The sequence below is a fragment of the Allobosea sp. CRIB-10 genome, from assembly GCF_900112185.1.
Classification (GTDB): Bacteria; Pseudomonadota; Alphaproteobacteria; order Rhizobiales; family Beijerinckiaceae; genus Allobosea.
This window is the reverse complement of the sequence record NZ_FOKP01000008.1, coordinates 187139-196065: the sequence shown is the minus strand read 5'-3', so window position 1 is coordinate 196065 and position 8927 is coordinate 187139. Positions and strand designations below refer to the sequence as shown.

Sequence of the window (8927 nt, the reverse complement as noted above, 5' to 3'; positions counted from 1 at the left end):
CCCGAAAGCTCGTCACAATCCTCAACGCCGTCATCCGGGACAGACAACCATGGCGCGAACAAACCGCTTGACCAACAAGACAGTCGCTCACCCCTACCCCTCTCCTTCCAGGAGAGGGGATCCCGCGGATTATTCCGCCGCCTGAGTACTCACCCCGCCGATCCACCCGTCCAGTTCGACCTTCGCCCGCGCGGTCAGGGCCTGCTTGCGAGCCACGCTCTTGGCCGGCCCCTTCAGGCGCTTGCCGTCGGGACCCGTCGTCGCGACGCCTTCGATCGGCGGGAACAGGCCGAAATTGATGTTCATCGGCTGGAAGGAGCGCGGCCCCTCGTCGATGGTGACGATATGGCCGCCGGTGATGTGGTTGACCAGCGCCCCTAGCGCCGTCATCGCCGGCGGTAGCTCGAGCGGCTGGCCGAGCCGCTCGGCCGCAGCGAGCCGGCCGGTCAGCAGGCCGATGGCGGCGCTCTCGACATAGCCCTCGCAGCCGGTGATCTGCCCGGCGAAGCGCAGGCGCGGATCGGCCTTCAGCCGCAATTGCGGATCGAGCAGTTCCGGCGAGTTGAGATAGGTGTTGCGGTGGATGCCGCCGAGCCGGGCGAATTCGGCATTCTCCAGGCCGGGGATCATCCGGAAGATCGCGGCCTGCTCGCCATATTTCAGCTTGGTCTGGAATCCTGTCATGTTGAACAGCGTGCCGAGCGCATTGTCCTGCCGCAGCTGGACGACGGCATAGGCCTTGACCGTCGGGTTGTGCTTGTTGGTCAGCCCGACTGGCTTCATCGGCCCCCAGCGCAAGGTCTCGCGGCCGCGCTCGGCCATCACCTCGATCGGCAGGCAGCCGTCGAAATAGGGCGTGCCCTCCCACTCCTTGAACTCGGTCTTCTCTGCCGCAAGCAGCGCGTCGATGAAGGCCTCGTACTGGTCGCGGTCGAGCGGGCAGTTGATGTAGTCGGCGCCGGTGCCGCCGGGACCCGCCTTGTCGTAGCGCGACTGGAACCAGGCGACGTCCATGTCGACCGAATCGAAATGGACAATCGGGGCGATCGCGTCGAAGAAGGCGAGCTCGCTTGCGCCCGTCAGCGAGCGGATGCCTTCCGCGAGCGCCGGCGAGGTCAGCGGGCCGGTCGCGACGATGACCTTGTCCCACTCCGCCGGCGGCAGGCCGGCTATCTCGCCGCGTTCGATGGTGACGTTCGGATGGGCTGCGAGCGCGGCGGTGACGGCCTGCGAGAAGCCGTCGCGGTCGACCGCGAGCGCCCCGCCGGCCGGAACCTGATGCGCATCGCCCTTGGCCATGATCAGCGAGCCCAGCCGGCGCATCTCCCAATGCAGCTGGCCGACAGCGTTCGACGACGAATCGTCCGAGCGGAAGGAATTGGAGCAGACCAGCTCGGCGAGGCCTTCAGTCTTGTGGGCGTCGGTGCCGCGCACGGGGCGCATTTCGTGCAGGACGACGGGAACGCCGGCCTCGGCGATCTGCCAGGCGGCTTCCGAACCGGCGAGGCCGCCGCCGACGACATGGATGGGTGCGATTGTGGTGGATGCTGTCATGGCCGCGATGTGTCCGCGGCAGCGTCGGAGGTCAAGGGCATTGGGACGAATCAGAGCCCAGAAACGCAAAATGCCCGCTCGTAAGCGGGCATTCGCTCTTCGACCAGACCCTGAGGGGAGGAACGCGGGGTCTAGGAGAAACTACTCGTCAAACCTGCGAGGTTTGAAATCAGGCCGTCGCGTGGGTGCGCGCGACGTACTGGATGTCCGAGCGCGACAGGCCGAGGTCGTCGAGCTCACGGTCGGTGAGGCGGGACAGCTCGCGGACGGTCTCGCGATAGCGAAGATAGGCGCGGATCTTGGAAGCGATCATCGAGAGGAACATGGTGATAACCTTTTGGTTTTGCGGGGCTTAGGCCCCGACAGCGATGAATTCGTTGTGCACTGCATATAGAGAGGTCATCGTGCTTCTCACAGGGGCGCGGCGTCAGCTCTGTTATGCTTTCTACGCATGACGAATTAAGAGATCGTTTGCAAAATGGCCGCAGACCCGCGCAGGACGCTTAACGATTTCGACAGAACAATGACAATTCGGCCTAAATTTTAGGCGTATAGCGACCTACCTTCGTATGTCTCCAGCGGTTGCTGCGATTTCATGCAGAATCGGTCCGAGGCGCCATGCAGTTTGCGCTGCAACATTGGTTGCCGGGCCGGAGGCGGCTGTAACATCCTGTTCACCATGGCCGGATTCGGTGACGATCACTCCGGTTTTGCATGCGGGCGTCACGCGCACGCATGAGATTGGGGCGTGATTCGGTGAGTCCCGGCATGGAGGGCAGGGCATGCAGGGCGTGGGCTATTGCGAGCGGCTGGGTGGCGCCTTCTGGGCCGAGCCGCTCAATGCGGTCAGCAATGCCGCTTTCCTGCTCGCGGCGCTGGCGGCCTGGCTGCTGCTGCGCCGGCAGGGGCGTCGCGACTCGCCGGCCGAAGCCCTGACGGCTCTGGTCGCGATCATCGGCATCGGCTCCTTCCTGTTCCACACCATGCCGCAGCGCTGGACCCTGCTGGCCGATGTCGTGCCGATCCAGCTCTTCGCGCTCTGCTATTTCGGCCTGGCGCTCAACCGGTTCCTCGGCCTGTCGCCCTTGACGGCGGCGATCGGCGCTCTGTTCTTCCTTGGCGCCTGCTTCGGTCTGGCCTCGAGCCTTTCGCCTTTGCTGCCCGCCGGCATGCGTGGCTCGGCTGGGTATGCCGGCTTCCTGATTGGCCTCTTCGGTGTCGCGCTGGCGGCGAGGCTGCGCGGTGACTCCGCCACGGCAGCGCGGATTGCCGGCGCCGGCCTCGTCTTCGCCTTGTCCCTGACTTTCCGGTCGCTCGATTCGGTTCTGTGCGGCGCGGTGCCGTTCGGCTTGCACTGGGGCTGGCACCTGCTGAACGGCCTGCTGCTCTATCTGCTGCTGCGGGCAGCCATCCTCGCGCCGCGCGCCTGAACCGCCTCGCCGTTTCGACCTCGCGCCGAAAAGCTGCTTGACCATACATGATCGGTTATATAACAATATTGATATATAGAGAGATCGACATGAACAGGTTGGACGCGGCCTTTTCCGCTCTCGCCGATCCGACGCGCCGGGCGATCCTGGCGCGGCTGGCGCGCGGCGAAACCACGGTGATGGACCTCGCCGAGCCCTTCGCGATGTCGCAGCCCGCGGTGTCGCGGCACCTGAAGGTGCTGGAGGAGGCGGGGCTCATCACAAGGCGGATCGAGGGAACGAAACGGCCCTGCCGGCTCGCGCCGGGAGCGCTCGAGGAGATCGACAAATGGCTCGCCATGCTCAGGCGGGCCTTGGAGGCCAACTACGACCGGCTGGACCAGCTTCTGGCCGAGATGGAAGCACGCAAGGAGAAGGATCAGACATGACCAGGCTGACCATGACGCTCGAAGGCGACACCCATGTCCTCGTCACCCGCCGCTTCAAGGCCTCGCCGGAGATGGTCTACCGCGCCCATACCGAGACGGCGCTGATCCAGAAATGGCTGCTCGGTCCCGATGGCTGGACCATGCCGGTCTGCATCAACGACCACCGGCCCGGCGGCAAGTTCCGCTATGAGTGGGCCGACGGGAAGGGCGAAGAGCTGACGCTCACCGGCGAATACGTCACCCTCGAGCCGTTCAGCCGCATCGTCCATATCGAGCGCTTCCATATGCCGGACGTCACGCCCGACAACCACATCGAAACCCGCTTCGAGGCCGATGGCCAGGGCACGCTGATGACCATGCGCATGACCCTGCCGGACGCCGCCACTCGCGAGATGATGCTCGCCACCGGCATGGAAGAGGGCATGGAGGCGAGCTATGCCCGCCTCGACGCGATGGCCGGCTGAGCGCTGTTCCGCCCCACGCAGCGGCGACGGCTTGACCCGCCGCCGGCGCACCCGGAAGCTTCCCCTCGCGATAAGGAGAGGGGAAGCGCATGCCGGATCTGGCCAGGGAACTCGATCTCGCCGAGCTGAAGGGCCGGCTTTATTCGGCCGTGCTCTCCGATGTGCTCGACGAGCTCGGCCATCCCGACCAGGCGGTGAAGCCCTTCGTGCGCCCGCTCGACGAGGCCGGCGTGCTCTGCGGCTTCGCCCGCACCGGGCTCTACATGAAGCGCTACCATCTCCCCGAGGGGCACAACCCCTATGCGCTGGAGATGGACCTGATCGACAGCCTGAAACCCGGCGAGATCCCCGTGCTCGCCTGCGACGGGCCGACCGACCGGATCGCGCCCTGGGGCGAACTGCTCACCACCGCCTCGGCGGTGAGAGGCGCCGCCGGCTGCCTCACCGACGGGCTGGTGCGCGACGTCCGCCGCATCCGCGAGCTCGGCTTCCCGGTCTTCCATGGCGGCATCGGCCCGCTCGACACCAAGGGCCGGGCCGAGATGATGGCCGCCGACGAGCCGGTGGAAGTCGGCGGCGCCCGCGTCGCGCCGGGCGATTTCGTCTTTGGCGACGTCGATGGTGTCGTCATCGTGCCGCGTGCGATCGCGCCCGAGGCGATCCGGCTGGCGCTGGCCAAGATCGAGGCCGAGGACACGACCCGCGGGGAGCTGCTCGCCGGGAGCAGCCTGCGCTCGGTGTTCGAGCGCCATGGGGTGTTGTGACCAGCCGTCATGCTCGGCCTTGTGCCGAGCATCCACGTCTTGAACACCGCCCTCGACCCATGAAGACGTGGACGGTCGGGACAAGCCCGACCATGACGGCAAGCCTCTCTCAGCTGCACCGTTCCAGCAGCCGCGAGGCCGCGGTCACGCCGTCGAGCGAGAAGGTGTAGCTGGTCTCGTTGCCACGGGCCGAGCGCGCCGCCAGCACCATCTCGTCGCCGGCCTTCATCGCCGCGAGCAGTTCGCTTTCGCGCTCCAGCCGCTGCAGCCAGGCATTGTTGCCCGAGGTCAGCATGCGGAAGCTGTCGTCGCCGATCGTCACGGTGACGGTCGAATCCTTGGCGAAATCATAGCCGGTCTGGAAGCTCGACTCGGTGCGGGCCTGCGCGTTCGGCGCGGTCTGCACGAAGAAGAACACGTCGCCATGACGCAAGGTCGCAGGTGTCTCGGCGCTCGGCGAGGAGACGATATAGCAACGCTTGCCCTTGTCGCCGTCATAGGCGGCCGCGTTCCACTGCTTGAACTGGCCGAGCGGCTGCGCCGGGGCGGCGAAAGCCGAGACCGTGGCCGAAAGAAGGCTGAGCGCCGCGAGAGGGGCCAGTCTGATCATCGGGTCATCTCCTGTTTGCATCGCAGGGATGTGTAGGAGCGGTTTAACAAGGCGTAAACAAGACCCTCACAATGCCGTGCGACGCAAGGGCGCGGCTGGCGTCCTTCTCCCCACATCAAGGCAGGCGAGGGCACCGCGGGGAACCCTCTCCTGAAAGGAGAGGGCAGGGTGAGGTGTAGGCCGTTCGACCAGTTCCGCGAGCGCCGACCGCGGCGGCGTTGCAGCCAGCGATTGCCCTTCCGGACACCTCACCCCTACCCCTCTCCTTACAGGAGAGGGGATCCCGCGCCCTTCACCCACGCGCCAAACCCCGCCCGCAGGCCTGCCTGCGGGCGCTTCGCAATACGGGGCTGGCGGAGCGCCGCGAGGCGCGTCGAGTCGTATCCGCTTCCGTTGAGCCAGGAAGCGGCGCGGATGAAGGCCTCATCCGCACGCCCCGTGGCGCTCCGCCTTCGGCGTTTTTCAGTCTCCGGGCCGCGCTTCTGCGGTTGGCCTGCCTGTCCTCCCGCTCCTGCCGGCGCCAGTGCCCCTCAACGGGTGGTCGCGCCGGTGTTCGAGCAGGGCGGCGCCTTGGCGGGCCGTCCATCTAGCGAGCTCCTCGCACAGGGATCGTAGTGTCCCCAGGGCGGTGCCCCGAAGCCTCCCGGGAGCGGGGCGTAACCCCCGCCCGCAGGCGCCGACCCTCACCCAGCCTCTGGCATACCTCCGGACGGCCGCCCCGTATGGGTGATGGGCGAGGGGAGTGTACGGCAGGTTTTGGCGGCGGGGATAGATTGTTTGCAAGCCTGAAGCGGCACTACATGTGCCTCGCAGAACCAACAAGTGGCTAGCCTCTGGCCGCTCCCAAGACTAGGGTACCTACCGGAGCAACGATGGTGAATGATCGACGGACAGCAGGCTGAAGGTCTGTGAGCGCCTTGATAGGACTGTGGTACAAACTGAGTACGACAGGTGCTTTCCAACGGCCACGAGCTATCTGTCTATGAGGAAATATGGACTCGTATCTTGAAATCGCTGAGATAGTGCTACGGGCAGCCAAAAGGCCGCTTAGCCCTAAAGCTATCGTTGAAATCGCTTATCGGGCGGGGATTGTTCCATCGCATCTGTTCGGTAAAGCTCAACATAAAACACTTCAAGCGCGGCTCAGTGAAGATATTCTAAAGCAAAAGCTGGAAAGCAAGTTCTTTAGAACTAATCCAGGGGTATTTTTCCTATCGGAATTTCGTTCCGATCCACAAATTCCTAGTGAATTTAAGGATCCATTTCACGCAAGAAGAAGGACGCGCGATTTAGTTAAGTCGTCAACTTTGGCTGTAACACGAAAATTTGTTGAGAGTAATATTCCTAATAACCTTAATTGGTCAGATTTTCTAGCATCTGCTCGTTCAAGCGATGCTATTAGATATGTTGAAGCTCGGACTGATTTTGATGATCTATATATAGTATGGGCTTTTTCTGTCGTGCGGAGAGACAAAGATATACTTTCGTATCGAATTGGAAAATACAGAGATGATAGGGATTCATTCTCCAATCGAAGGTCAATTGGTTTTTCGGAGAGCGTAAGTTTTGACAACGCAAGCTTGTTTTCGCATGATTTTGGGATCGCCGAGTGTGGGCTTGATGCTGTTTTGACTGATTTGGATTTATCGCGATCTGTTTTCGTGGGAGGGGAGCGGCCAGAGGCGCCGGAGGTGCTTTTCTATATGGCTGTCGTCGGCTCTCAGCCTGTGCTGATCTTTGTAATGGAGTGGCTGTGCCCCGATTGGTTTGAGCCGACAACGCGCAGGTTGTCTCTCAACGAGTTGAGGTGGATTGACTCGACGCATATTCCTAATGACATTTCCGATTTTGAGCCGTGGTCTGCAGAGGCCTTGATAGCTATTATTAAAGATAGTAGAAGAAATTCTTACGATGAAAAAAATAAGCGAACAGCAGGTCGCGCTATTCGAATTCGAGCTAACGCGCGGTGATGCAAAGGCAAAGAAAGTTGCTCTTCAGCAAATTTCTGCAGCATACCGGAACGGCTCGTACATATCGGGGGATAGAATATCTGATATTGAAGGAAGAATAACGTCCCTACTGCTGGTGGTTGGGCAGGACTTAAAAGTTGTCAGATGGGCTCTGAACACTTTGGCGCAGTTGGGTAGATGGTCAACGTGTCAAAATTATATTGAAAAGGCTCTAAGCCTTTACGAGGGGAATCCAGAGATTGAGGCAGCGGGAGTTGCGGCTCTCTGCAGGATGCTTAAGGTTCACACACGCGATATTGAGGCTTTAGGCCAGATTCCTCCGGCGATATGGAAGTTGGCAGCACTGCAAACAAGTAGCGCTAAGAATATTGATCTTGGCGATCTAAGAATTAACATACAACGCGACAATAAGGAAATTCTGAAGCTTGCGCTTATCGTCATCGGGCTGAATAAGGATATAGCCCATTTATTCGATCCAAGGCATTCAAACGGAACCTTTGTCAGAGAGTTGTGTCGCCACGACGATGCGATCGTGCAACAGTACAGCGTCTGGGCGGTGACTGAGAATAATAATCTCACGCTTGAGCATCTTGGATTAAGCTTTTCGGAGATCGAGGGGCTTCGACCGAACGTTCAGTCAAAAATGTATCAGCTTGCGGCGCAGAGAGTGCCGGATCTCCGAGATCGTCTGGATTTGATTGCCAAAGGTTCTTATTCGACTAGTGCAGAGGCGCGAGAGGGATTGGCGAAGGGTGTTAGAGATGTTTATTTCGATGGCGTTGAAGAAGTTATTATCCCGTGGTTTCAGCAAGAGAGTGTCCCAGGCATTCGAAAGGTATTAGTTGAGCATGTTGCAGCTTATTCAGATGACTGCGGACCTTATGCGGATTTGGCTCGTAAAATCTATGACGATGAGCCTGATTTACAGAAGAAAATCCTGATCGGAGCAGAAGGTACGAGGTTGTATGGAGAGTTAAAGGCTGCCCAGCAGCCCGATTTGCTCTCATTTTTGGATCAAAAGGACGATTTAGTAGCTCTCCTCAATGCGAGTAAAGCGATGACGATTCCTAAGATAACGGTTTGTATGCTTTTAGCTGCGCCGCGAGATGAAATACGATTAAGGCTGGATCAGGAGGTAAGAGATATTGCTGAGAAGATTAAACTAGTGAAGGGGCCGAAAGTATCAGTGGAGATAATACCGGAGTGGGCTGTGCGTATTTCCGAAGTCACTGACCATCTCTTAAATGCTCGCCCCAACGTTGTGCATTTCAGCGGTCACGGGGAAGGGGGGGCGATCATGGTTGAGAATGAGGTGGGGATGTCTACCCCGCTAAACGCAGATGGACTTTCTGCTCTTATAGAAGCGATTGGTAATATTGATTGTGTTGTTTTGAATGCTTGTTTTAGCGACAGCATAGGCATCGTTTTGAGTAAGCATGTCAGCTGCGTTATCGGATGCGGTGACACAATTGACGATGACGCTGCTGTAATTTTTGGGCGGTCATTCTATCGGTCGTTGGCGCACGGAAGAAGTTATACCGAAGCCTACAAAATTGCAGTAGCCGAGGTTTTGGCTCAGGCTGGGCCTGATGAGGCAGGGAAGTATCGTATACACTCCTAGTTTAGTTTTCAGGCTTGTTGGGATTGGTTCTTTCAAAGCGTCCATCCAAAAATTCATCCTGTGGGCGTGCCCAAAAAGAACCATCG

The 8927-nt window shown here is 60.1% G+C and carries 9 protein-coding genes; 6 read left to right on the top strand and 3 right to left on the bottom strand.

Annotated features, from left to right (window positions below; all coding sequences use genetic code 11):
• Nucleotides 1–129: 129 nt before the first annotated feature.
• Together trmFO and BMZ69_RS13175 are read right to left on the bottom strand one after the other, a co-directional pair.
• Nucleotides 130–1554 carry a methylenetetrahydrofolate--tRNA-(uracil(54)-C(5))-methyltransferase (FADH(2)-oxidizing) TrmFO gene (gene trmFO / locus BMZ69_RS13180; RefSeq protein WP_092157113.1) on the bottom strand — a complete coding sequence of 475 codons (1425 nt, stop codon included), beginning with the start codon at nucleotides 1552–1554 and terminating at the stop codon, nucleotides 130–132.
• Between the two features lie 169 nt (nucleotides 1555–1723).
• Nucleotides 1724–1879 (bottom strand): DUF1127 domain-containing protein, encoded by a 156-nt coding sequence (locus BMZ69_RS13175; RefSeq protein ID WP_092157112.1) that lies wholly within the window; start codon nucleotides 1877–1879, stop codon nucleotides 1724–1726.
• Nucleotides 1880–2336: 457 nt separating this feature from the next.
• On the opposite strand from BMZ69_RS13175, the gene BMZ69_RS13170 reads away from it, so the two are divergent.
• From BMZ69_RS13170 to BMZ69_RS13155, 4 genes are all read left to right on the top strand, one after another.
• Nucleotides 2337–2984 carry a ceramidase domain-containing protein gene (locus BMZ69_RS13170; RefSeq protein WP_092157111.1) on the top strand — a complete coding sequence of 216 codons (648 nt, stop codon included), beginning with the start codon at nucleotides 2337–2339 and terminating at the stop codon, nucleotides 2982–2984.
• 89 nt (nucleotides 2985–3073) lie between these two features.
• Nucleotides 3074–3412 carry an ArsR/SmtB family transcription factor gene (locus tag BMZ69_RS13165; protein WP_092157152.1) on the top strand — a complete coding sequence of 113 codons (339 nt, stop codon included), beginning with the start codon at nucleotides 3074–3076 and terminating at the stop codon, nucleotides 3410–3412.
• Nucleotides 3409–3876 carry an SRPBCC domain-containing protein gene (locus BMZ69_RS13160; protein WP_092157109.1) on the top strand — a complete coding sequence of 156 codons (468 nt, stop codon included), beginning with the start codon at nucleotides 3409–3411 and terminating at the stop codon, nucleotides 3874–3876. Before BMZ69_RS13165 ends, BMZ69_RS13160 begins: the two co-directional genes overlap by 4 nt.
• 89 nt (nucleotides 3877–3965) lie before the next feature.
• Nucleotides 3966–4640, top strand: a complete 675-nt coding sequence (locus BMZ69_RS13155; protein ID WP_092157108.1) for an RraA family protein — start codon at nucleotides 3966–3968, stop codon at nucleotides 4638–4640.
• A 109-nt stretch (nucleotides 4641–4749) separates the two neighbouring features.
• Here BMZ69_RS13155 and BMZ69_RS13150 read toward each other — a convergent pair whose 3' ends face one another.
• Nucleotides 4750–5250, bottom strand: a complete 501-nt coding sequence (locus BMZ69_RS13150; RefSeq protein ID WP_092157107.1) for an invasion associated locus B family protein — start codon at nucleotides 5248–5250, stop codon at nucleotides 4750–4752.
• A gap of 992 nt (nucleotides 5251–6242) precedes the next feature.
• Between BMZ69_RS13150 and BMZ69_RS13145 the strand changes: the two genes are divergently transcribed.
• Both BMZ69_RS13145 and BMZ69_RS31135 read left to right on the top strand, forming a co-directional pair.
• Nucleotides 6243–7220, top strand: a complete 978-nt coding sequence (locus BMZ69_RS13145; protein ID WP_092157106.1) for a winged helix-turn-helix domain-containing protein — start codon at nucleotides 6243–6245, stop codon at nucleotides 7218–7220.
• Nucleotides 7162–8841, top strand: coding sequence for a CHAT domain-containing protein (locus BMZ69_RS31135; protein ID WP_139219049.1), 1680 nt, complete (start codon nucleotides 7162–7164; stop codon nucleotides 8839–8841). Before BMZ69_RS13145 ends, BMZ69_RS31135 begins: the two co-directional genes overlap by 59 nt.
• Nucleotides 8842–8927: the final 86 nt, after the last annotated feature.